Genomic DNA, 25,105 nt, shown 5'->3' on the forward strand with positions numbered 1-25,105 from the left:
AGCAGAAATTTAGTGGGATAATGGGATGAATTGCTAGAAAGAAAATGTTCACAAATTCTATTAATGAGGCTATGAATATATGACGATAAGACATGCGCTAAGCTTGCGTAATTTTCTCGTTTTGTTCTGTATCGCCATGCTGGTCCTGATCGGTCTGAAGGGAGTGGACATCAACCGCAAAATGGCCTGGGTCGATGAGGCTGAGCGTTACTACAATCAAAACGACCTCATCCGTGCGGAAGAATGGTACCAAAAGGCGGCCCATAATAAATCCATTCACTATAAAGAGGATCTGATTGCGGAGCGTTTGCGGGAGCTTGAGCCGATTACCCTGATGAAGCAGTCGCTATCGCAGCTCGATGAGCGTGTGGAGCGTACGGGCTCCGGACAGGATTTTACCGGCTTTCTTCAGGTGTACAATGAGCTGCAAAGCACGCGGAACAAGTATATGAACTCAGGCGACCGGTTCGCGGCTTATTATCCGAAGATTTCGGCAAGCTACGGCATTTCGGATGACATTACGCGTTACTTCCAGGAGTTCAAAGCAATGTTTTACAGCCAACTCGAGGACCAGCTGAACCAGGGATTGACGGACGAAGCCACTGCTAAGTGGAATTTGCAGGCTATCCCGGATGCATTTTACGGCGGGACAAACGAGAAAACCAAGCAGTTAAACGCCAAGTTTAAGGACTTTGATGAAAGGCTGATGTCCAAGCTGGCCGGTGCAGGCAATTTCTCTGAGCTTCTCGATTTATCACAGTCGCTCATGAGCCAGTATCAAGCACGCGACTTGAAGGCGCCATGGGTCAAGAGCAAAACAGATGAGCTTGCCCGGATCATTCTGAAAAAGGATGTCGATGGGGAGCAGATAGCGAACTATGCTCTCCATGCCAAAACGTATGAGGCATATGCCAAGAGTACAGGCATCCAATCAAAACTTCTGAGCGAGATCGAAAGGCAGATTCGGAAATGGCTCACCTCCGCTCAGCGGAAAATCAAAAACAACGATTATGAAGGAGCCATCGCCATCTATGAGGCGCTCTCTTCCTACCAAGATACGACAGACGAAGTGAATAAGGCCAAGCTGGCCTGGACGGTGCATGATCCGCTGCGGCTTCTGCAGCAAGCGGACTTCGCTAAGAATTACAGCCATGTTATCGGTGGCGGCAGCCAGTTCGGCGGGAGTGCCTATGCGATCGGCTCAGATGACGTCAATACGATTTATTTTGCGAAAATGAATGAAGATGAGTCGGTGCAAATGCTGAGCACGGATGATTTCCCTCCCAATGTGAACATCCGGAAGATTTCCATTGAAAAATCGCTCAGCACAAAAGCCGTACCCGTCATTCTCGTTGAAGGAGAATCCGCTTCAAGACAAGCACTTTATGCAGCTTATGAGGTGCATGACAGCAGCATGACCCGGCTCTTCATGTTCGATGCGGACGGCTATGAGGTGCAGGCAGACCAATCACTGCTCGTTACTCGTCCGGACGGTGTAGACGGTGCTGGCGGCGCATCCCCGAACGCCATCTACATGCGCCAGGGAGACAGCTATCAATTCATGGGTTTCCAAAAGGATTACACCGATATCGATGTGAATGACCTGCTTGGTCATTCCAACGAGAAGGTCCGCTTCACCTGCTATATCATGTATGGCGGTGAGGGCGACGCCCTTGCGCAAATGGGCGATTCTTATGTGAAGCTGCACGGCAATTACACATTCTATGAAGGCATGAATGTGACCGTAACCGGACTGTTCAACCAGTTCGAGGATGTTTATCCTAGCGGCGATCAGACGGGCGAGCTGATTACGGTGCCGGTGTTTGATGTGGAGAATATGGAGTAAGAGGCTCATCCCAAAACAAACGGGCAGCCCGAGAATTAATCTCGGACTGCCCGTTTTGCTGTATCTGATTACTGCTTCTGATGCTCTATTTCACCGTTACTTGCACGCGGGTGGACTTGCCTCCGAAGGTAACGGTAATCGTTGCTTTACCTTTGCCTGTCGCCTTGACCACACCGTCTTTTACCGTTGCGGTCAGAATACGAGAAGACTTCCAAACCGCCGGCTTCGACACATTCGCTTCGCTTCCATCGCTGTATGTGGCCGTTGCAGTCAGGTTATATGTCTGGCCTACACTCATATTCAAGCTGACTTCATTGGTTTGCAAATATTTCAGGTTATCTACTTCCACCGGAATACGGATGGTTTTATTGCCATATTTGACTGATACCGTCGTTTTTCCGCTGGACAGCGCCGTAATTTTTCCATCCGTTACGGATGCAACTTTGTAATTGGAAGTACTCCAATCGGCTTTAGAGCTAACATCTTTGATTGAACCGTCGCTAAAGGTTGCTTTGACAGTAACCGTGGCGGTTTTGTCGCTTTGTTTGCCCGCGGTTTTCAGGGATACATAATCCACACTCGCGTCAAGTTTAGAGATCACATCTACTTCCACGTTTACGGTAACCTTCTTGCCGCCGTATTCCGCAGTAATCATTGCCTTGCCGCTCTTCAATCCTGTAACGACGCCCCCACTGTCTACACTGGCTACTGTAGGGCTGCTTGATTTCCAGGTAGCTCTTTTATTCAAGCTGTCTGGATCATTTTCAGGATCGTTTACGGCTTCCAGATTAATGGTCTTTTTCTCACCCGTGGACATAATGATCAGGCTTTGAGGGGAAGTCAGCTCGCTGACCAAACCCACCTCAACTGTCATCGTATACGTTTTGCCGTCATATTTGCCTGTAATCGTGGCGGTGCCTGTGCCGACGCCAGTAACGATGCCTTTGTCATCTACCTTGGCTACGTCTTCCTTGCTGGAGCTCCATTCGACTTTGTCGGTTACCTTCTCTGCAGGCTTGTTTGAACCGTAATCCAGAATAATGGCCGCTTCATACGTTCCCCCTACTTTCAGAGAAGCCTTTTTCGAGGAAATGTCCACCTTCAGCGGCATATCCACCGCAACATGGGTGGTTACCGTTACACCGCCGTAAGTGGCACTGATGTCCGCTTCACCTTTTTTGTAAGCCGTCAGCATTCCGTTTGATACATAAACAACGTCTTCCTTGCTGGATTTCCACTCTGCCTTGCTCTGCACCTTCTCGACTTGTCCGTTCGCATAGGTCGCGGTCAGCTCGAGCTGTTGCGTTTTGTTGTCAGACAGGCTTAAAGATATCTTCTCCGGCATATCGAGATGGCGGGGAATATCCACGTCCACGTTGATGCTTACGCTTTTGTCGCCGTATTGAGCTGTAATGACTGCCGCACCGGGTGCATTAGCTGTAATGACCCCCTGCTTGACGAATGCAACCTTCTCGTTGCTGGATGTCCAAACGGCATCCTTCGTAATATCCACCGGAGCTTTATCCGGATAAACAGCTTCCACCTTAATTGGATTCTGCAGTGTCTCATTGCTGTGCATGAAAATATTTTGCTCGCTTGCCTGCAAACGGATTGTCTTGTCGACATCGACCTGGATCGTTGTTGTCATGGTGCCGTATTTAGCCGTAATGGTTGCCGATCCCGGACCATATGCAGTGATTTCGCCTTTGATGACATCGGCCACAGCCGGGTTGCTTGTAGACCATTCTGCCAGCGCAGACACATCATTCTTCACATCCCCGTCAGGATAGGTCGCTTTCAGGGAAACTTTCACCGGTTTGTTTTCGCTCACCAGCATGGACACCTGTGTCACGCTTGGATCCAGGCGCTTCACCAGCTCCACGCTCACCGGAATGCTTACCGTCTGCTTGCCATAGGTTGCTGTAATGGTTGCCGTACCGGGACCGATCGGCTTCACCACGCCGTTCACGACGGAGACGACACTGCTGTCATCCACAGCCCACTCGGCTTTGTTCGAAGCATCCGTATCTACCGTGTTGTCGGTATAGGTTGCGGTCAGATGAATGGTTGGGCTGTCGCTCATTTTGAGATCGAGCTTCTGCACGTCCTTCGTCAGGGCCTTAACCTTCTTCGTCACGTTCACTTTAACGGAGTCGGTTTCACTGCCATAAACGACCGAAATGGTCGTGCTGCCTTCCCCTACTGCGGTAATCGTTCCGTGATTAACGGTGGCTACCGCATCGTTTGCACTACTCCAGTTTGCTTTTATCGTCACATTTTCTGTTGAGTTGTCATTGTAAACACCCTTCGCCGTCACAGATGCAGTATCGCCAATCTCCAGGGTAACCTGAGATTTTGAGAGAACCAGCTTGGACAAATCGGCTGCAGTAGCCGCCCAAGTGACTCCGGAGTATGCCACGCACAGTACTAACACCAGTGACATGACAAGCATCTTTTGAAGCTTCTTATGCAATGTAAAATCCCTCCATCTCTTGTTAAATAAAAACATCCTACCTCACATATCGGTCAAGAGAAGGATGAATGTTAGCTTTTTTGTTGGTTTCTCGGTTTTCCCCGCGAAAATGAGTGATTTCTGCAAGTTAAAAGATTGCTTATTAATTTCAACTTTAGAACAACTATCCTTCGATTTGTACGTCTATAATATATGGAGGTGCCTACCCATGATCACAACCGACCATCCATTAACAGACAGAGCCGAAGCCTTGGTACGGGAGCATTTTGGCAATCATTCCCCGCTAAGCGTCTCGATCGGCATTCTGGAAAATGGTGACCAGTATTACTTGGGCCATGGTCAGCCGCAGGGCTTTGATTACTCATCTGCTCTTTACGAAGCGGCATCAATTACAAAAGTTTTTATGGCTACACTGCTTTTCATTCTGGAACAGCAGGGCAAGCTGAAGAGGACAGACACTATCGGTAAATACATACCTGAATGTGCTTCCAATCGTAAAATCAGTGCAATCACCCTGGAACAGCTCGCAGCACATACGTCTGGACTTCCACGCCTTCCTGCGGGTTTGAGATCCGTTATTACGGACAAGTTTAACCCCTATGAACATTACGCGGAAGAACATCTGCTGAAAGATTTGCTGAAATGCCGGCCGGCCGCGGCTGGACGCTTTGAATACTCCAATCTTGGAGCCGGGCTGCTCGGATATATTTTGACACGGTGCGCAGGAGACGGCCTCGAGGAGTTAGTACGGGAGAAAATTTGCGGACCTCTTTTCATGGAGGATACGGTGTTCAGGCTAAGCCCGGCTCAGCAGCCAAGATTCCTGCCTGTATATACCGCCAATGGCAAAGAAGTTCCCCACTGGGACTTCGGCGTTCTGGCGGGAGCCGGAGGACTGCGAACCACAGCCAGGGACCTGCTGCAGTTCGCTAAAGCGAATATGGGCATGGGAGCTGCCTCCGTAGCAGCAGCCATGAAGGAAACCCAACTGCCAAGATACCGGATTCGCCGCAATGACGAGGTTGGCATGGGCTGGATGATCAGGACCGGCGTCTATCATGACCGGATGCACTGGCATAACGGCGGAACGTACGGATCGAGCAGTTTTATCGGCTTTCACAGGGAGAAAAACATGGCGGTCATCGTCCTTTCGAACAACGGCAGCTTTGCACTTAAGCCCTTTTCCCGCCTTCGCGCCCAAAAGCGGCATGTCGATGAAATCGGAATGGAGCTGCTCCGGGCCATGACCAAAACTATTGATTAATGAGTAAATCGGGAAATAAATAGGCTGCACCGTCAGGTTTCCGATCAACCTTTCGGTGCAGCCTATTTTTGCATTGATATAAAATGTGGGTTACGCCTTATCCGTCGGCAGCGTGCAGGAGCCGTCCTGGCAGGCCAGATCGTCCGAGCCCTCTACCATGGTCAGCGGATGATCTTCCTTCCAGATATTCGCGAGTGCTTCCGTGAACACTTCTGCCGGCTGAGCACCGGAGATGCCGTATTTCTCGTTCACGACGAAGAATGGCACGCCCGAGATACCGAGTTTGGACGCTTGGCTTTCATCCTCACGGACATCCTCTTTGTAGGCATCGCTTTCGAGCATGTCAGCGGCAGCTTTGGCATCCAGACCGATCTCTCCGGCCAGAAGCGCGAGCACCGCACGGTCGCCCAGAAGCTCCGAGTCGGTAAAATAAGCTTTTAACAGCCGCTCGGTCATGTCATAGCGTTTGCCGAACTCGCCCGCCCAATGCGTCAAGCGGTGTGCATCGAAGGTATTTGTCACCTGCATCGTATCAAAATGATAAGTAAGGCCCACCGCCTTCGCCTGCTCGGTTAAATTGTCATTCATCGATTTTGCTTTTTCGATGCTCATGCCGTACTTGTTAGCCAAAATGGTATGCATATCATGCTCGTTCTCGCGCGGTGCATTCGGATCCAGCTCGAAGCTGCGGAACACCACTTCCACTTCGTTTTTATGCTCGAAACCTTCCAAAGCCGCTTCAAAACGTCGTTTACCGATGTAGCAGAACGGGCAGGCAAAATCGGACCATACTTCAACTTTCATTCGAAAATCCTCCTAAAGGTTTAATAGTATATCTTGCGCTAACTGATACTTTTTTATACACAGTATAGAGCAAAAAGAAAGGCAGGAGCTCCCGCCAATTAACTGTAACTATTCTTTATACATTATATAATGAGCGCTTGCGTTCTGCAACTTTAAAAGCTATTTTCCGCTTAATCCGAAGTATTCGCGGATTTTTCCTAGCTCACGGTCGATGCGGCTGCAGGAATCGGCTCCGGATCTACAGGCGCTACAAGCGCATGCCGCTCCCAGGCCCGGCTTTTCCAGCGGAAATACATGATAACGGCGCGGGTCCATTCATCTGCGGCAATTGCGAGCCAGACTCCTGCCAGCCCCAGATGAAGATGGAAAATAAGGAAATACCCTAGTGGCAATGACATGCCCACCATCGAAATAAGTCCGATATAAACCGGGAACCGGGCATCACCGGAAGCGCGTAGGGAGTTGATGATGATAATGTTCACCGTACGTCCCGTTTCCAAAAGAATGCTGAGCAGAAGCACCTGCGCACCCATGTGGATAATGGCCATGTTATCCGTAAACAGACTCATTAAAGGAACGCGGAACGCAATGATAACCAGATCGATGACGACCGTGGCGGCCAGCGCCCATTTTACGCTTTGGAACACCCTTGTATAGGCATCCTGATTGCGGCGCGAGCCGACATAATGGCCTACGATGATGGCCGTGCCCATACCGACCGCCATGCTTAACAGATAGATATACATCGAGATATTGACGGCATACTGCCGGGCAGCCATTGCCTCTGCTCCCAGGAAGGTCACATAGAACGTAAAAACAAGCTGGCAGGACTGATACACGAGACTTTCAAAAGCCGATGGGATGCCAATGCTCAGAATTTTGCGGACGTATTCTTTGGACAGACGGATGTAATATTTCCATTCTACCCGTACATCCATAACTCGGTACATCAGCCAAAAGAAGACGAGCAGGCACACCAGACGGCTGAATACCGTCGAAATAGCTGCACCTTCCACGCCCATGGCAGGAAAGCCCAGATGACCGAATATCAGCAGGTAGTTGCCGACCACGTGCAGTATATTCATTAATAGGGATACGACCATCGATTCTTTGGTAAACCCATGAGTACGTATGGTTGCAGCGAGTGCATTAATCAGGGCCTGCAGGAAAATCCCGCCCCCAACGATGCTCATATACGACTGTGCATAGTCATAAATTTCTCCTTGCACGTTCAAGAGGCGCAGCATATATCCGCCCAGTCCAAGAAATACAATGCTCAGGATCAGGCCGACAGCCAAATTTAGTGTCAGCGCGTTTCCCGTCACCTGCGCGGCCTCGAGCTTTTTCTTGGAGCCCAAATACTGTGCCACAACGATGGCAGCCCCACTTCCAATGACTTCAAGCAGCAGAATGGCGATCGATATGATCTGGTTGGCGGCGCCCACTCCGGATACGGCGTTATCCGACACCGAGCTGATCATGAACGTGTCCACAGTGCCCATCAGCATAAACAGGAACAGCTCAAGAAAGATCGGCCAGGTCAGACGAACAAGGCTGAGACGATTGGATTCTGACCGTTCGGACGAATCATGGGTAGCTATAGTCATGAGTCAGAAATCACCTTTCTTCTATATAAAATTAACCTAGAGCAAAGGTATGTTAGCACACTTCACATCAAAATACAGTCATTTCGTGTAAATTCAATTCAAGGATTTTGCAAAAAAAAAACGTCTATCGATGTAATTTCACAGAAGACAGACCGCGTTTAAATGTAGTTTTTCTTGCGATATCAGGATGCATTTCCCGGAAGATTATACTTTCTGATATCTAAAAAACATGAAAATAGCAGCAAAAAAGAGACTGCCTATACTTCAGCAGTCCCTTCCCTATTATACTCCTTTGTTTTGTACACCTGATGCTTCTCCGTTGAATACCCTTCTTTTAGCTCCGCGGACCAGCAGCAGATAGCAAAGTACGGAAAACAAATCTGCACCAGCGATGACAATGCCCATCGGAACCGCTGAAGTACCGCCGCCGATGCCTACCAGAGGACTGACAATGCCGCCGAAAATGTAGGATAGAAGCCCAAGCAATGCCGATGCGCTGCCTGCCGCATGTCCGTAATCCTGCAGTGCCAGCGAGGAGCCTGCGGTACCCACAATGCCGACGCAAGAGACAACGATAAAGAGCGGTGGAAGAATCGCGGCAAGCGGCGCCTTCGCTATCAGCAAGACAAGCAGCGACATGCCTCCGACCGTTGCCAAGATGATGCCTGTTACAAGCAGCTTCTTCTCGCCGACCCGTCCGGCCAGGCGCCCCGTGATTTGTCCGGCTATAATGATGCCAAGACCATTCATCGCAAAAATCAGACTGAATACCTGCGGGCTTACGCCGTAAATATTTTGCAAAACAAACGGCGATCCCGAAATATAGGCAAACATAGCCGCCGTGATAAAGCCCGAACTGAGTGCAAGTCCCATAAATTTGCGGTCCCGCATCAGAACGCCAAACGTCTTCAGCGTGTTCATGGTGCCGCCTCTGGAACGTTTTTCAGATGTGAGAGTCTCTGGTAATCCAAAGAGCACCGACAGCAGCATGACAACTCCAATAGCCGCAAGCACGATAAAAACCCCGCGCCAGGAAGTCACCTTCAGCAGCTGCCCGCCTACAATCGGGGACAAGATCGGAGCAGCGCCATTAACCAGCATGAGCATGGAAAAGAATTTGGTCAGCTCGGATCCGGAATACATGTCTCTGACGATCGCACGCGAAATCACGATTCCTGCCGAGCCTGCAATCCCCTGGATAAACCGCAGCATAATCAGCATTTCAATCGATGTGCTGAATGCACATAATAAAGATGAAATACCGTAAACCGCCATGCCGATCAGCAGCGGAATGCGCCGCCCGCGCACATCACTTAAAGGACCGGCGAACAATTGGCCCACCGCGAGTCCGATCAGACATGAAGTCAGGCTTAGCTGCGTCAGTGATATCGTTGTATGCATCGTATCCGCCAGGCTTGGCAGCGAAGGCAGATACATATCCAGCGAAAATGGACCAAATGCAGATAATGCTCCCAGCAAGATAATCATCCACAGCTGGCTTGTGCTTGGACGTGCGGGCCTAGCTTCCGGTAAACTGTCCTGATTTGGGACAGCGTGTGTTTGTTTATTCATAACAATGTCCTTGTTCCCCCTTATAACCTCTACAGCTGCATTTATAGGAGCAATTCTGCCAGTGTTTCATGCCATCGCCGGAGGACCGACTCTCCATCTTTCAGCTCGATCTGCATTCCTGTGGTGATATCCGCATATTGTGCTATGTCGGATCGGACCGAAATGATCTCAGCCTCAAATCGTTCACGCGGATGTTCGGCATCAGGTAGTACAGGCAAGAGCTTCAGTGACAGCTTGATGTAATGGGCTGCTCCCGCATAAACGAAGGCTAAAGTAGCCTTTTCCGAACGAATCATGTTGCGCGCCGTTGTCGTTCCGGGCCATATGGCCAATCTCACGCACCTTGAATCCAAGGCGACGATTTCGCCCACACTGATCATGGCTGTATGAGGCCATCCTTCTTCCGTCACGGTCATCAGCATCATGGCTTCATGCTGCTTGGTCTCGAGGTTCCTTCCGTTCAGCAGTTTGTACAGCTCCTCGGACAGATCACCGTTTGGCATCTGCTTCATAGGTTGGATACCTCCTTTTCTTTTTTGTTTTCATTATATTGTAACTTATTTTGCGCTTGAAAAAGAACCCTGAAATTATTCATATGATAGATCAAGCTGGATAAAGACAATACGGAAAATGTTCTCGGCCGGAAGTTAACAAAAAGCCGGATCCAATGGATCCGGCTTTCTTTTACACTTGATTAAGGCTTTATTGGTTGTTTCTTTCCCTGCACATCTGCGGCTTCTGAATCGGTCTTGGCAACGGTAACCGGAATAGGGTCAGACAAAACACTCTTCTTGTCGCCAATGCTAAGAATGTAGATATTATAGGAATTTTTGTCACTCAGTCGCTTTCCGTTAACATCTTTATCTTCAGCCGTAAATGTAACTGTATAGTCTTCATCTACCTTTACAGTTTTCATATTCGAATCAGATTTACTTTTAACAGCGGCGGTTTTCAGACTGAAATCTTTGAGCGTTGTCGGAACGACCATCACGACATATTTTTGAACCTGGCTGGCATTGGCAGGCTTCTTAAAAGCCACATCAATGGCGCCATTATTCCACTTTGCCGTTATATTCGTAGGAACAGTCGTCTTGTCTATTAATGTGACATTTGCCGGTTCCGACAATACGCTTTTTCCTTTTGTGGCCACAGACAGGACATAGATCTTGTAAGGGGTCTCTTCAGTTAAAGCTTTGCCTCCAGTATCTTTCGTCGTGTCGCTCATCGCCTGATTATATTCTTTTCCTCCGGCGGTCACTGAGGTATAGCTGTCTGATGCCACCTTCAGCGCATTATCTACGGTAAGGTTTGTTCCCCCTGACACAAAGAAAATGCGATATTCTCCTATCCCTTTTTCGTCAACCGCAGGGGTGAAGGAGATCTTCATATCCTTGCCATTATGCTCATCACCAGCATCACTCGCTACTAAGTTGGTTACCGGGTTAACCGGAACTACAGGATCCGGAACGGGCGTATCGAGTGTGATCGGACCAGAAGCAGGCGAGAGCGCATAATTGTTGTGATTCCCAACAGAAAGGACATAAACCTTGTAGGAGAATCCATTACTAATCTGAGCTCCATCGGTATCTATTGCCTTACCGTCCAAGATAACTTCATAGCTGTCCTTTTTGTCATTTGTGACGTTCGAATAAGAGCTGGTCAAATTCGCTGCAACTTTTTCATTAAAGCTGCCCGTTGCGGAAGACTTCACCACCATGATTCGGTACTCTTTAATGTCATTGTCGTTATCTGCGCGGGTAAAGGATACCTGCAGATCGCTGCCATTATTGTTGTCTCCGATATCTTTCACGCTGACATTTTTAGCAGGTCCCACGGAGTAGCTTTGTGACAAGCTTATGACCGGGGACGCGGAAGACAATGCATTATTTACATCGCTGGTAGTTCCTACGGATAAGACAAATACTTGGTAATCAACACCACTCTTAATAAATCCACCGTTTATATCCTTTGAATCCGCAGAAAGTTTCAGGGTAATATCGGAGCCCGTTTTGCTGACAGCTGTGTAATTCTCTCTGGATACGGCATTGGCATCTGTCAGGTTAAAGTAGCTGGCATCCGAAGCCTTCACCACCATGATCCGGTATTCTTTGATGTTTTGTTCTCCATTCGCACGGGTGAACGAAACCTGCAGGTCGCGGCCGTCTCCGTTATCGGCGACATCGCTGACAGTTACGTTGGTCGCCTTAGGCACAGTCGCATTTTCCGACAGCGTAATGGGAGAGGAATAAGTAGACAGTGCATTCGTGCCATATGCACCTACCGAGAGTACAAACACACGATAGCTGATACCGCTTTGAATCGGTTTGCCATCCACGTCATTTGCACCCTGAGCGAGCGTTTGAGTAATGTTAGAACCTGTTTTGCTAACGGATGTGTAATTCGAACTGGACACGGCATTAGCTTTGGTTACGTTGAAATTACTCACATCCGATGCCTTCACCACCATAATCCGGTAACCGCTCAAATTACTTTCGTCAGCTGCACGCGTGAATGAAACTCGCAGGTCACGGCCGTCCCCGAAATCGGAAACATCGCTGACAGTTACGCTGGTCGCCGGAGCTACACTCGAATTCCCCGACAGGGTAATGGCTGAAGACGAAGAAGACAACGCGTTATTGCCGTAATATCCGCTCGAGGCTACGGATAGGACAAATACTCTGTATTTCACACCATTTTGGATCAGCTTTCCACTTACATCTCTGGCACCGGAAGAAAGTGTTTGATTGATGTTATTGCCGGTCTTGCTGACCCGGGTATAATAGCTGCTGGAGACCGCATTGGCGGTAGAGAGATCGAAGTAGTAGGCATCCGAATCCTGCACTACCATAATCCGGTATTCGCTGATATTGGATTCATTATTCGCACGCGTAAACGTAACGCGCAGGTCACGGCCGTCTCCATTATCAGCAACATCGCTGACACCCACGCTAGTCGCCGGGTATACACTCGAATTCGCTGAAAGGCTAATCACCGGAGAATAAGAAGACAGCGCATTCGTACTGTATGAACCTACAGAGAGTACAAATACCCGATAGCTGACACCATTACGGATAATTTGGCCATCCACGTCTCTTGCTCCTGAGGACAGCGTTTGGGTAATGTTATAGCCGGTTTTGCTGACAGATGTGTAATTCGAGCTGGATACAGCGTTCGCTGATGACAAGTCAAAATAGTTAGCATCCGAAGCCTTCACCACCATGATCCGGTAGCCATACAGATTGCTTTCATCAGACGCTCGCGTAAAGGAAACGCGCAGATCACGGCCGTCGCCATAATCGGAAACATCGCTGACACTAACGTTTGTAGCTGCATTTACATCCGTATTTCCGTACAAGACAATGGAAGACGAAGGCGCCGAAAGCGCATAGTTTCCAGAATAGCTTCCTGTTCCTACGGCCATCACGAATACACGATAGACAACGCCTGGATTAATCAGGGATCCATCCACATCTCTCGCTCCGGAGGACAGGGTCTGGTTAATGTTGTATCCTGTTTTGCTGACGACAGAATAATAAGAGCTGGATACGCTGGTCGCTGTAGACAGATTAAAGCTGTCCGCCTTGCTGTCCTTCACAACGAAAATCCGGTATGAGCCAACTCGGGATTCGTCGGATGATTTGTTGAAACGCACCATCAAATCACGGCCATCGCCATAGTTGCTCACATCCTCTACCTTGGTAATGACAGGAGCACCAATCACACTCGCTGTCAGCGTGAACGAAGCAGACGCTGAGGAAAGCTGGTTCGTTGTATTCGAGCCGCTGGCAACGGAAAGTACAAAAACGGTATAAGATACGCCATTTTTAATATATTCGCCGGAGGTATCTCTAGTCGATGAGCTTAATGTCGTGGTTACCGTTGTACTGCTGGTTTTGCTTACTGTCGTATAATTGGAGCTTGCAAGCGCACTCGCGGTATTGAGATTGAAGCTGCCCGCATCCTTGGTCTTCACAACCATGACACGGTAGTTCTGGATATTGCTTGTGTTTTGCGGCTGGTTGAAGCTGACCGATAGATCGCGACCGTCACCATAATCATTGACATCACTCGCTTTTACGTTGGAAACGGAACTTACCGGTGATGCGCTGCTGAGTGTAACCGATTGGGACACGCCGGAAAGGGCGTTTGAGCCTCTTTTGCCGACCGACAATACGTATACACTGTAAGACTGGTTATTCTTCAGAACATCGCCGTTTACGTCTCTCGACTGGGACGATAAGGTAACAAGCGGATCAATCCCGGACGGCTGCACCGATGTATAATGTCCGGTGGAAATCGCCTGAGAAAGGTTAAATCCATAAGCATTCGCAGACTTAACGACCAGAACGCGGTATTCACTGATATTCGATTCACGCTGTACTTTCGGGAAGCTTACTTCTAGGTCGCGGCCGTCGCCGTTTCTGCCTACAATCCGTGCGGAAACGTAAGAAACGGCATTCACATTTGTATCAGAAGTCAAAATGCTTACCGTCTGTGTCGCTTGATTCCACAGCACCTGCGCACCAAGCGTTTCGCTCACGAAGCGCACAGGCACCATCGTGGTTCCATACAAGTTTTGCGCAGGCACATCCAGCGCTACCTTTTGATTATTGACAGTAGCTGTCTGGGCACCGATTTTGAGTACGATCGTAATGTCATCACGGATGGCTGTTACCGTACTCGTTTTTTGGTTCCACAGAACCTCGGCGTCAAACGCCTCAAAAATGGCTCTCATCGGCAGCATGGTCCTGCCTTTTACCATCGTGGGCGCCTGCAGCGGATTCAGTTTGACTCCATCTACATACACACTGATCTTTTTTGCGGCTGCGGCTCCCTCTACCTGCGCAGGCTGCAGAGAAAATGAAACAACCATCAGCACCGCCACAAGCATAACCCAAAGCTTTTTCACGATTCTCCTCCTCATATATTCCTGTAATAAATAGCTACACTTATTTGACGAGAGAATGAGCAGAAATGTTTTCCATTTTTTAAAAAATAAATTAGTATAATCTTAAAAAAGGGCACAGCATATGCTGCGCCTTCTGTAGATGTTATAGTTCTTACTCCATATTATGACAAGCGGGACAGGAACGGTGCCAAATCAACCTGAAGGGCGTCTGCCAGGCCTTTGCCCAGCTCTTCATCCGCGCGGTAGAAGTTGCAGATGGCAAGCAGTTTGGTCTGTTCGGATACATTCTGCAAATCGGCAGCCAGATTGCTTACCAGAGTTGCCTGAACCTCCGGCGTATATTTACGGAATACTTGACCGGCCTGGCCAAAATCATTCGGCTTATTGATCTTTTCCCGGGAGATCACACCTTGTACGGGCTGTGGTACATCACGGTATGCCGGATCTTCCTTCGGCGCGTCCTGATAACGGTTCGGTTCATAGTTAATCCGGTCCGTTTGCTGTTTGAACGGCATGGCTCCGTCACGCTGATTGTTGCTTACCTGCGCGAACGGGCAGTTAATCGGAAGCTGCAGATAGTTGGGTCCAATGCGGTGGCGCTGGGTGTCGGAGTAGGAGAACAACCGTCCCTGCAGCAGTTTATCCTCCGACGGCTCGATACCCGGTACCAATACACCCGGATTGAATCCTACTGATTCCGTTTCCGCAAAAACATTGTCCGGATTGCGGTTCAGCGTCATCGTCCCCACCAGCTGGTAAGGAATATCCTCTTCGAACCAGTCCTTCGTAGCATCCAGCGGATTGAAATCAAAGCTGTCCAGATCGGCAGGGTCAAGCACCTGTACATACAGATCCCACTCCGGATAGTCTCCGCGCTCGATCGCTTCATATAGATCACGGCTGGCATGGTTAAAATCGCTGGCCTGAATCGCCGATGCTTCTGCGCCACTCAAATTTTTAACGCCCTGCTTCGGAACCCAGCGCAGCTTCACGTATACCGTATTGCCAAACTGGTTGATCCATTTGTAAGAATGGACGCTCGAGCCGCGCATTTGGCGGTAATTGGCCGGAATGCCTTCATCCGTGAACAGATGCACCATCATGTTCGTAGATTCGGGTGTCAGCGACATAAAGTCCCAGTAACGGTCCGGGTCTTGAATGTTCGTGCGCGGATCCGGCTTGAGTGAGTGAACCATATCCGGAAACTTCATCGCGTCGCGGATAAAGAATATCGGCAGGTTATTGCCGACAAAATCATAGTTCCCTTCCTCCGTATAGAACTTGACCGCGAAACCACGCGGATCTCGCAGCGTCTCCGGAGAATGCTGACCGTGAATAACCGTGGAGAAGCGGGCAAACACCGACGTTTCCTGTCCCTCATTTTGCAAAAAAACCGCCTTCGTGTAGCGCTTCATGCTGTTCGTCAGCTTGAACACACCATGCGCACCCGCTCCCCGGGCATGAACAACACGCTCCGGCACACGTTCACGGTCAAAATGGGCCAGCTTCTCCAGAAGCTGATAGTCCTCCAGCAGTGTAGGTCCGTTCTGCCCTGCCGTTCTGGAATTCTGATTATCACCGATGGGAACACCCTGGTTGGTCGTGAGTTTTGTCATAATCATATCTCCTCCTCAAATTTATATAAATTAGAATAATTCTAAATAACTGATGTGATTCATTGTAATGTAACTGCTATTAAAAATCAATATTAAATTATAATTATTATAATATAACTAATAATATGTTCAATTTCTCAAGGTTATGCTCCTAGTAACATGTTCATAGGAAGGGAACTGACGTTAGACGTCGTTGAAGATAATCCGAAAATTACGGATCTGCTAAAATCCCATATTGAAAAATATGGGGATAAAGGCATCGTTATTCATGATTTTGATCAGGTTCTGGAACAATTCGGAATTTATGAATCAAAATTACATCGTCGCGGACTCGGATTCCGACAAGTTTATGGCAGACTTCTAACCTAAAAAAGACATTTGCGCCGTTTCAATCAACGGATGCAGATGTCTTTTTTCGTCCGAAATATCTTTCGCGGTTGTACGAAAAGCTAGGCATGTCTTCGTGGACGCAGGCGCTCGGGCTGCACAGGAGCTGGACCTGCTGACATAGAGATCGGAAGGCGCACGGTCATCGTCGTGCCGGCGCCCAGCCGGCTGGCCACCGTTACGGATCCCTGATGCATTTGCACGATTTTTTGAATAATGGAAAGTCCGAGACCGCTCCCCCCACCCGAGCGGGTTCTTGATTTATCAGCCTTGTAAAAGCGGTCGAAAATATGAGCCTGATCCTCTTCCGAAATGCCGATGCCCGAGTCCTCCACCATTACGGTGACCTGACTATCCCCGGCTGCCAGACGAACCTGAATGGATCCCCCACTTGGCGTAAACTTAATGGCATTATGAAGCAGGTTCACCCACACTTGGCTCAGCAGATCTGAATCCGCCTCAATCGTCACCGGATCCACCTCTGCAGTCATATCCAGATCCTTCTCCATCCACTGCGGCTCGCAGGCCAAAATCAGCTTTTGCAGATGCTTGTCGAGCCGCACGGGAACGGGATGGAATGGATGCTGCTCGGAGTCCAGCGAAGCCAGGCGCAGCATATTTTCCGATAGGTGCGAGAGACGTACGCTTTCCTGCTCGATGATATCGAGATAATGCTCCCGTTCCTCCGCGCTCAGTTCCTTTTCCTTCAGCACCCGCGCAAAGCCGCTGATAGAAGTCAGCGGGGACTGAATCTCATGGGAAACATCCGAAATAAACTCCTGACGCATGGATTCAAGCTTATTCAGATCGGCAGCCATGTCATTGATGCTTTGAATAACTTCGGTAAAATGGTCATCTTCCATCCTATTAACCGGAAGACTTACATTGAAGTCCCCCCTCGAAATCTGCTTCAAGGCATCGATAACCGACTGGTAAAACTCCAGCTGCCTCTTCCTGCCAAACCTTGACATGATCGAAATGCATATGCCGAAGATAAAGAATCCAAGTACGGAATTTGCCAGCTGTACGACCAATCCGCTTATGCTCCAGCCGAACCAACGAATCAAATAATACGCAGCCGTCCAGCAAATGCATAATGCCACCAGAACCACCAGCATAAAAAACGCGACCTTCAGCTTGACCCGGATTCCTTCATGCCTCCTCATGGTGTCATCTCCAGCCTATAGCCAAGGCCGCGGATCGTCCGGATTTGAAATGCATGTTCTTCCGCCGGAAAACGCTCACGAAGACGCCTGATATGCACATCCACCGTCCGTTCGTCTCCTTCATAATCAAAGCCCCAGATCTTCTCAATCAGCTGGTCTCGAGAAAAGGTCTTGCCCAGATAACTTGCCAGCAAAAACAGCAGTTCAAATTCCTTAAGCGGCAGCGTAACTCCTTCTTCACCGTTATAGCATTCGTAAGTTTTGCGGTTCACCCGCAAGGATCCTATCTGAATCTGCTGGGAGGCCGCAATGCGGTATCTTTTGAGCAGCGCCTTCACCCTAACGATCAGCTCCGGCGGATCAAAGGGCTTCACCAGATAGTCATCCGTTCCAAGCTCAAAGCCCTTGACCTTATGGATGGTCTCGCCCTTCGCTGTCAGCATCAGAATAGGCAGATCCTCATAATATTCGGTCAGCTCCTTGCACAGCTGCCATCCGTCCATGCCTGGCATCATCACGTCCAGTATAACCAGATCGGCCTGCACCGTTTCCAGTGCCTTTAGAGCCTCATGTCCGTTTTCAGCTTCCGCGGTACTAAAGCCTTCGCTTCTGAGTAGGTGACTGACGAGCTCACGGATATGCGGATCATCATCAACTACAAGAATGAGTGGCATCGATAGCCGGCTCCTTTCATTATAAAATCTGTGAGATGATTTTAGCGGTTTCGTTCCGATCTTGTAAACATCAACGTGCCGACAATGGTGAACACCAAGAAGAATCCGGCCATAACCGCAAGGTCCGTCAGCGGATTATACAGAACAATTTTACTGTACATGTCGGTTCCCGAGTAAAAGACGCTCCGCGCCAAATCGATACAGTACGTCATCGGCATGATGTGTGCCAAAAAACCGAGTAGTCCGGTCGAATGCTGAATCGGAGTCATCGCGCCGGAAAGGAACATTTGCGGCATCACCAGCAGCATCGAGCCGATATCTGCCGTTTTACTGTCCTGCACAAATCCGATAAAAAAAATACCAAGCGAGCCACCGACCAGACAAAACAGTGGGGTAATCAGGAACAGGTACACGATATGCATGCCACCAAGCGGAATCTGCATAATCAGTGCGACCAACACAATGCCGATAAGCCCCACGAGGCTTGTAAAGCTGGATCCGATCATTTTCCCAATAATGATAGAATACCGGGAGATTGGAGATACATACAGCTCTTGCGTCATATTCTGGTTGCGTTCCTCTATGAGGGAGCTCATGCCGGTGATTAGCCCTGTAAAAATACTGTTGACGATCATGCCGATCATCATGAACTGCAAGTAATTAAATCCCAGTCCCCCCGCCATATTCTGCGATAGGCTGCCGCCCATGATGCCAATGAAGATGATCGGAAATACGATGCTGACGATCATCAGTACCGGATTTTTAATACCTTTCGTGATTTCCCTGGCCGCTATGGCCAGCATGGCGTTGCCCTCTCTTTGTGCGGTGGTAATCATAGACTCACTCCCCTTTCACTCTGTTCGACCAGTCTTAAATAAGCTTCCTCCAAAGTAGGCTGATGAATATCAAGCCGTGTCAGGGGTGTGTGCAGCTGAGAAAGCAGATGCTGCGGCGTTTTATCGGAATAAACCACCTTCAGGCTGCCGTTCTCCTCCGTATACGTGGCTCGCATAGCGTCCAGCTCTTCCTTCAATGCAGCTTCGTCTTCTCCGCGTAGCAGCATCGTCTTGTCGCCGAGCAGCTTATGTTTGATTTCGTCCGGCGTTCCCAGAATCGCTACTTTGCCTTGGGTAATCATGCAGACACGATCCGCCTCTTCAGCCTCTTCCAAATAGTGCGTCGTAAGAAAAATAGTCATGTTTTCTTCCTTGCGGATTTTTTGCAGGTATGTCCAGAGCGACTGGCGAGCGGAAGCGTCCAATCCCTGTGTCGGTTCGTCTAGAAACAGAATCTGCGGGTTATGCATCAGACTGCGCATGATTTCTAGCTTGCGTCTCATGCCCCCTGAAAAGCCCTTCACCTTTTTGAACAGATTCTCGTGGATTCCGACAACCTGCGACAGCTCCTCAATGCGCTGTTTGTAGGCGGCCGGCATCATACTGTAGAACGGACGATAAGCATATACTCCGTAAATGCTGACATGCAATCTGATATTTTCCTCTGCCGTCAGATCGAGATCAAGGCTTGGATTCTGAAAAATGATCCCTACATTCCGGCGTACCTTGGATGCCTCCTTTTCCACATCATAACCTGCTATCATCACTTCGCCATCCGTTTTCGAAAGGGTGGTGGTCAAAATGGAAATCGTCGTCGTTTTTCCGGCACCGTTGGGTCCCAAAAAAGCGAAAAACTCTCCCTTACCAACCTCGAAACTGACGCCATCTACTGCTGGACGGGCTCCCTGTTTATATTGCTTTCTTAAATTTTCCACACGGATCATCGGTTCCATTTATTTTACTCCTCCTTCAGCTGCTACACAGGATCAATCCTTTTAACGGAACTTAGATTAATCTGCAAATATGAACTGAATATGAACTTGGAGGAAAGATAGAGCCTATTGGGTATGGTGTAATAATTTCTTTATAATTAAACTTTATCTTGAATCGCTTCCAAATTATTGTATGATGGATATTATTTGCATCTGGTCAATTAAACGGGTTGCGTCCAGATCGCGATAAATATGAAGCTTTAAATACATACTTGTTTGGTTTTGGGATTGGGGGTTTTCACATGCAACAACCTAACAAGCCATCGATGTCATGGCTCCTCAGGTATCTGCGTCCGGTCAAAGGCCGGCTGCTCATTCTGCTCATTCTGCTGCTCGCTTCCACCGCGGCCCAGCTCGTGAATCCGCAGATTATCCAGCGCTTCATCGATACGGCTGCAGAGAACGGCATCGTCTCCAAATTGCTGGTGCTGGCCGGAATTTACCTAGTATTTGCCGTCTTCAACCAGCTCCTGACGGTAGCGATTAGTTATCTCGGAAATGACGTATCCTGGCGCACCACGAATCAGCTCCGCGGCGATCTCTTGAAGCACTGTCTCCGCCTGGATATGCGGTTTCACAATCTAAAAACGCCCGGCGAAATGATTGAGCGAATCGATGGCGACGTAACGAACATGTCGAACTTTTTCGCCATGTTCATCATCAAAGTCATCGGCAGCTTTGTCCTTCTAGCCGGTATTCTGGGCTTTATGTTCACCATTAATTGGCCGATTGCTACGGTGATGACCGTATTTACGCTCGCCTCCATCGGCGCCATGGTATTCATCCGTGATCTTGGTGTTAAGTCCTCCAAAGACGAACGCGGCGCAAGCGCGGCTCTGTTCGGCTTCATCGAGGAACGGATCGCAGGAATCGAAGATGTTCAGGCCAACGGCAATGTGCCGTATGTCATGAACCGTTTCTACCGTGCGATGCGAAACGTGTTCCTGAAAGGACGCAAGGCCTGGATGCTGCGCGTTATTCCATGGAATACGACTGTCGTTTTCTTTGCAATCGCTGTCACGGCCGTACTGCTGCTCGGCGTTCATTATTATTTGACCAGCCAAATCACGCTGGGGACGCTTTATCTGATCTATCAATACACGCAGATGCTGAACGATCCGATCGAGCAGCTCGGCGATCAGGTACAGGAATTTCAGAAGGCCAAATCCGGCATGATGCGCTCCCAGGAACTGCTCGCAAACCGCAGTGAAATCGTAGATGGAAACGAAACGGTACTGCCGGAGGGGGCGCTTGGTCTAGAGTTCGATCATGTGAACTTTAGCTACAATCCGGATAAGCCGGTGCTGCATGACATTACGTTCATGGTCCGCCCTGGCGAAAGACTGGGCATCATCGGACGCACCGGCAGCGGCAAATCCAGCCTCAGCCGCGTCCTGCTCCGGCTTTACAATATCAACAGCGGCGTCATCCGCGTCGGAGGAACGGACATCCAGGATTTAAAGCTTGAGGCCTTGTACCGCCGGGTAGGCATGGTAACGCAGGATGTGCAACTGTTTGACGGCACGCTCCGCGATAATCTTACGCTGTTTGACGGCAGCATTTCGGACGATTATATCCTCGAAACGACCGGACGACTCGGGCTGAAGCAGTGGATCGATTCGCTGCCTGAAGGCCTGAATACGCATCTGAAGGCAGGCGGCGCCTCCCTCTCCGCTGGCGAGGCCCAGCTGTTTGCTCTGACGCGCGTATTCCTGACCCAGCCAAGTCTGGTGATCCTCGATGAACCATCATCGCGCCTCGATGCGGCTACCGAAGCCATGCTGCAGTCCGCCGTAGACCAGCTCATGATGAAATGCACAGGCATTGTCATCGCACACCGGCTCTCTACGCTGGAGCAGGTCGATCACATTATGGTGCTTGGAGATGGGAAAATTCTTGAATTTGGCGAGAGGGAGGTACTGGCTAAAACCCCTTCCTCCCATTACGCTCAGCTTCTGATTACAGGCAGAGAGGAGGATTTGGCATGACCGTATCCCGATTTATACAACTCCTGTTTACTTATAACATATCGCTTTTTATCGTGAACGGCCTGCTCTGGTGCTTGTTCCACTCCATGCCGCTGCTCCTTGGGCTTGGTATGAATTGGTTCTTTGACAGAGTAGCGGCGAGCCAGTCGCATAACTATTTGTGGCTCGCTGTCCCTTTGATTTTTATCGCACTCGTAAGGGTATCGCGGGTAGGCGTCTTTTTCTGGGCGTTTTTCAAATGGGTCACTTACATTTACGATATCCAGGCCATTCTGCGCACCAATATGCTCAAAGGCATTATGCGCTGGCCTGGCCGCAATCTTCCTGCTTCCTCGGGGGAAGCGGTCAGCCGGTTCCGCGAGGACGTGGATGAGGTCGTCGAATACGTGGAATCCTGGGTCGATTTCTGGGGACGGTTCGCTTTTGCTGTGATCTCTCTGGTCATCATGGCAAAGATCAATTGGCAGATCACCCTGGTTGCTCTTCTTCCGATGGTCGCAGTGACGCTGCTGAACAATCTTTCGGGCAACCGCGCAAGACGCTACGGCCAGCAAAACCGTGAAGCGACAGGGCGCATCACCAGCTTTATCGCCGAATCCTTCGGCGCCGTGCAGTCGCTTAAACTGGGTCAGGCCGAAGAGCATGTCCATAAGCGGTTTGTGCAGCTGAACGAATCCCGCCGACAAGCGGCACTGAAGGACAATTTGTTCAAGCAGTGGATGCGTTCACTCAACCAGCATGTGTTAAGTATCTGTACCGGTATCATTCTGCTAATGTGCGCCTCGGAGATGAAGGCAGGCCATTTTACTGTTGGCAACTTTGCTCTCTTCACTTCGTATCTGACGAATATCGGCTTCAGCATTTCGATGTTCGGATATATGGTGTTCCAGCATAAGCGCTTAAAAGTATCCCTCGACCGGATGAGCATCCTCTTCCGTCCCGGCGAACAGGACCGCATCATGGAGTTCAGCGAAACCCATCTTTACGGGGAACCACCAGAGCCGCCGGTCATCCGGAAAGATCCCAAAGAGCAGCTTCAAACGCTTGAAGCCAAAGGGCTCTCCTACTCCTATCCGAATTCTGAAAATGGAATTTCCGATGTGAGCTTTGCGCTGGAACGCGGCAAATTCTTAGTCATTACCGGTCGGATTGGCTCCGGCAAGTCCACGCTGGTGCGGGCGCTGCTCGGACTGCTTCCGATTTCGGACGGATCTGTGCACTGGAACGGCAGCAAGGTGGATCCAGCGTCATTCCTCATTCCGCCAAGAGCGGCCTATACGCCGCAGGTACCGCGGCTGTTCAGCGATACGCTCCGGGAAAACATCATTCAGGGGAGTCCAGCTGATGATGATGCACTCGCAAGGGCGATTCGTTTGGCTGTCATGGAGAAAGATATTGAGGATCTGGAGAAAGGCCTCGACACCTTTGTAGGCCCAAGAGGGGTTATGCTGTCAGGCGGTCAGATTCAGCGCGCCGCCACGGCGCGGATGATGATGACGGAGTCGGATCTGTTCATCTTCGACGATCTGTCGAGCGCACTGGATGTGGAAACGGAAAAACAGCTCTGGGAACGGCTTTTCGAAGAGCGGGATGTCACCTGTATCGCCGTATCCCACCGCAAAGCGGCACTGGCGCAAGCCGATCATATCATCGTGATGAAGGACGGCCGCATTGAGGCGGAAGGCACCTTGTCCGATCTGCTTGCGACCAGCTCCGAGATGCAGCTGCTGTGGCAGGGTGAGGCATCCGAGGAGAAGGATTCGGCTCCTGAGGAAAGTCTTATTAAGGCCACTTAAAATACTGCAATAACCAAAGGCATAGCGTGTTTCGAAGCCCATACCGTAACACGAAAATAAGCGAAATAAACGAAACCCACCGTCAGGCTATCAGGCCTATTTACGGTGGGTTTCGCTTGTGTGTCTACAGAACAGAACTCAGCTTGGCATAGGACAGCGTCTTTTTGACATAGCTCGAATTGCTATAATACTTTGCTCCCGACTCGAAGTTGATGTACAGATTGCCGTTTATGATCGCAAGATCCTCGGACATATTCGGAATCTTCATCGTTTTCTTCAGCTTGGGTGAAGCAGCCTTCGTATAGATATAGAGGTATCCCGGATTATTCCGTCCGTATGATGCAGAGAAAATCAGGTTGCTGCCGGTGACGGCAACCCCTTGAACCTTGGCCGGCGTTTTGTAAGTGGCGATCGGGCTGGCCGAAGGATTTTCGGAGCTGTTCAGGTCGTAGCGGTACAAGTAGGAGCTGTTCTTCTCATCGAACTTGCCGACGTACAAGTCTCCATCTGCCACTGTCGCGTAGGAGGAAGCCTTGAGCTTGTAGCCTTTGTTCAATTTCAGATGGCTGTTGTTCTTGGCGGCCGACACATCGCTCAGCTTATAGCGCAGCATGTTGTATTGTGTATCAGCAGTACTTGCTGAGGAGGCGATCCAGAGGTAGCTCTTGGATACACCCATGCCGCCTACATGGCCACTGTGAGAGATGCCTCCGGATTGCTTCTCGTCCGACAGGTATACATTCTTGACGAACTTACCGCTCCCTGCGTCCACGACGGCGATCAGGCTGTCCTTCACGAGGGAATCATTGCTTTTATTATGGTAGTAATAAGAGATCAGAATCCAGTTCTTGGCCGGATAATACGTCATCCCTTGCGGTACATAGTGTGTATCCAGATTAGGGATCGTTGGCCCTTTCTTGAACACCTTGTGATACGCGGCAAAAGGATCCGAAGCCGCGGCGGCTTGGCCGGGCAGCGCACCCAGCAACGAAGCGCCTGCAATAATAACGGCGGATATGATCGTAATAAGCTTGCGAAGCAGCGACATAGCTATAGCTGCACCTCCTAAGTATGATTCCTAACAGAGTTATAGATAAGACCTTTTCATCATATGCGGTAGCGCGGATCAGAAGAAGAGAATAATTCCCTATTTTTAGGTGAATAAAGTTCTATTT

General features: G+C 49.6%; 16 protein-coding genes. 4 read left to right on the forward strand and 12 right to left on the reverse strand.

Annotation, left to right across the window (positions count from 1 at the left end):
• Positions 1 to 79: 79 nt before the first annotated feature.
• Positions 80 to 1,846, forward strand: coding sequence for a hypothetical protein (locus MUG84_RS09900; protein WP_244724526.1), 1,767 nt, complete (start codon positions 80 to 82; stop codon positions 1,844 to 1,846).
• A gap of 85 nt (positions 1,847 to 1,931) precedes the next feature.
• On the opposite strand, the gene MUG84_RS09905 is transcribed toward MUG84_RS09900, so the two are convergent.
• The gene (locus MUG84_RS09905; RefSeq protein ID WP_244724528.1) at positions 1,932 to 4,319 is read right to left on the reverse strand and encodes an Ig-like domain-containing protein; all 2,388 of its coding nucleotides are present in this window, start codon (positions 4,317 to 4,319) and stop codon (positions 1,932 to 1,934) included.
• A gap of 208 nt (positions 4,320 to 4,527) precedes the next feature.
• Between MUG84_RS09905 and MUG84_RS09910 the strand changes: the two genes are divergently transcribed.
• Entirely contained in the window at positions 4,528 to 5,583 is a 1,056-nt protein-coding gene (locus MUG84_RS09910) for a serine hydrolase domain-containing protein (protein ID WP_244724531.1), read from the forward strand.
• A gap of 90 nt (positions 5,584 to 5,673) precedes the next feature.
• On the opposite strand, the gene MUG84_RS09915 is transcribed toward MUG84_RS09910, so the two are convergent.
• From MUG84_RS09915 to MUG84_RS09960, 10 genes are all read right to left on the reverse strand, one after another.
• Positions 5,674 to 6,387 (reverse strand): DsbA family oxidoreductase, encoded by a 714-nt coding sequence (locus MUG84_RS09915; protein ID WP_244724533.1) that lies wholly within the window; start codon positions 6,385 to 6,387, stop codon positions 5,674 to 5,676.
• Positions 6,388 to 6,584: 197 nt separating this feature from the next.
• A complete protein-coding gene (locus MUG84_RS09920; RefSeq protein ID WP_244724544.1) occupies positions 6,585 to 7,994 on the reverse strand; it encodes an MATE family efflux transporter in 1,410 nt (469 codons plus the stop codon).
• 282 nt (positions 7,995 to 8,276) lie between these two features.
• Positions 8,277 to 9,482: a multidrug effflux MFS transporter gene (locus MUG84_RS09925; RefSeq protein WP_244724948.1), complete on the reverse strand. Its 1,206-nt coding sequence runs from the start codon at positions 9,480 to 9,482 to the stop codon at positions 8,277 to 8,279.
• A gap of 125 nt (positions 9,483 to 9,607) precedes the next feature.
• Positions 9,608 to 10,069: a pyridoxamine 5'-phosphate oxidase family protein gene (locus MUG84_RS09930; RefSeq protein ID WP_244724950.1), complete on the reverse strand. Its 462-nt coding sequence runs from the start codon at positions 10,067 to 10,069 to the stop codon at positions 9,608 to 9,610.
• 191 nt (positions 10,070 to 10,260) lie between these two features.
• Entirely contained in the window at positions 10,261 to 14,475 is a 4,215-nt protein-coding gene (locus MUG84_RS09935; protein WP_244724548.1) for a copper amine oxidase N-terminal domain-containing protein, read from the reverse strand.
• A 161-nt stretch (positions 14,476 to 14,636) separates the two neighbouring features.
• Positions 14,637 to 16,091: a catalase gene (locus tag MUG84_RS09940; protein ID WP_280521257.1), complete on the reverse strand. Its 1,455-nt coding sequence runs from the start codon at positions 16,089 to 16,091 to the stop codon at positions 14,637 to 14,639.
• A 449-nt stretch (positions 16,092 to 16,540) separates the two neighbouring features.
• Positions 16,541 to 17,644: a HAMP domain-containing sensor histidine kinase gene (locus MUG84_RS09945; protein ID WP_244724556.1), complete on the reverse strand. Its 1,104-nt coding sequence runs from the start codon at positions 17,642 to 17,644 to the stop codon at positions 16,541 to 16,543.
• On the reverse strand, positions 17,641 to 18,318 hold the full coding sequence (locus tag MUG84_RS09950) for a response regulator transcription factor (RefSeq protein WP_244724559.1): 678 nt from the start codon (positions 18,316 to 18,318) through the stop codon (positions 17,641 to 17,643). The genes MUG84_RS09945 and MUG84_RS09950 overlap by 4 nt, the downstream gene beginning before the upstream one ends.
• A 41-nt stretch (positions 18,319 to 18,359) precedes the next feature.
• A complete protein-coding gene (locus MUG84_RS09955) occupies positions 18,360 to 19,154 on the reverse strand; it encodes an ABC transporter permease (RefSeq protein WP_244724564.1) in 795 nt (264 codons plus the stop codon).
• Complete coding sequence (locus MUG84_RS09960) at positions 19,151 to 20,107, reverse strand: ABC transporter ATP-binding protein (protein ID WP_244724567.1); 957 nt, start codon at positions 20,105 to 20,107, stop codon at positions 19,151 to 19,153. The genes MUG84_RS09955 and MUG84_RS09960 overlap by 4 nt, the downstream gene beginning before the upstream one ends.
• Before the next feature lie 281 nt (positions 20,108 to 20,388).
• Here MUG84_RS09960 and MUG84_RS09965 point away from each other — a divergent pair, with 281 nt between their 5' ends.
• Positions 20,389 to 22,134 (forward strand): ABC transporter ATP-binding protein, encoded by a 1,746-nt coding sequence (locus MUG84_RS09965; RefSeq protein WP_244724570.1) that lies wholly within the window; start codon positions 20,389 to 20,391, stop codon positions 22,132 to 22,134.
• Positions 22,131 to 23,930, forward strand: a complete 1,800-nt coding sequence (locus MUG84_RS09970) for an ABC transporter ATP-binding protein (RefSeq protein WP_244724574.1) — start codon at positions 22,131 to 22,133, stop codon at positions 23,928 to 23,930. The genes MUG84_RS09965 and MUG84_RS09970 overlap by 4 nt, the downstream gene beginning before the upstream one ends.
• A gap of 124 nt (positions 23,931 to 24,054) precedes the next feature.
• Here MUG84_RS09970 and MUG84_RS09975 read toward each other — a convergent pair whose 3' ends face one another.
• Complete coding sequence (locus tag MUG84_RS09975) at positions 24,055 to 24,978, reverse strand: hypothetical protein (RefSeq protein ID WP_244724577.1); 924 nt, start codon at positions 24,976 to 24,978, stop codon at positions 24,055 to 24,057.
• Between the last annotated feature and the right edge of the window lie 127 nt (positions 24,979 to 25,105).

This window comes from Paenibacillus mangrovi, from assembly GCF_022898935.1.
GTDB lineage: Bacteria > Bacillota > Bacilli > Paenibacillales > Paenibacillaceae > Paenibacillus_AQ > Paenibacillus_AQ mangrovi.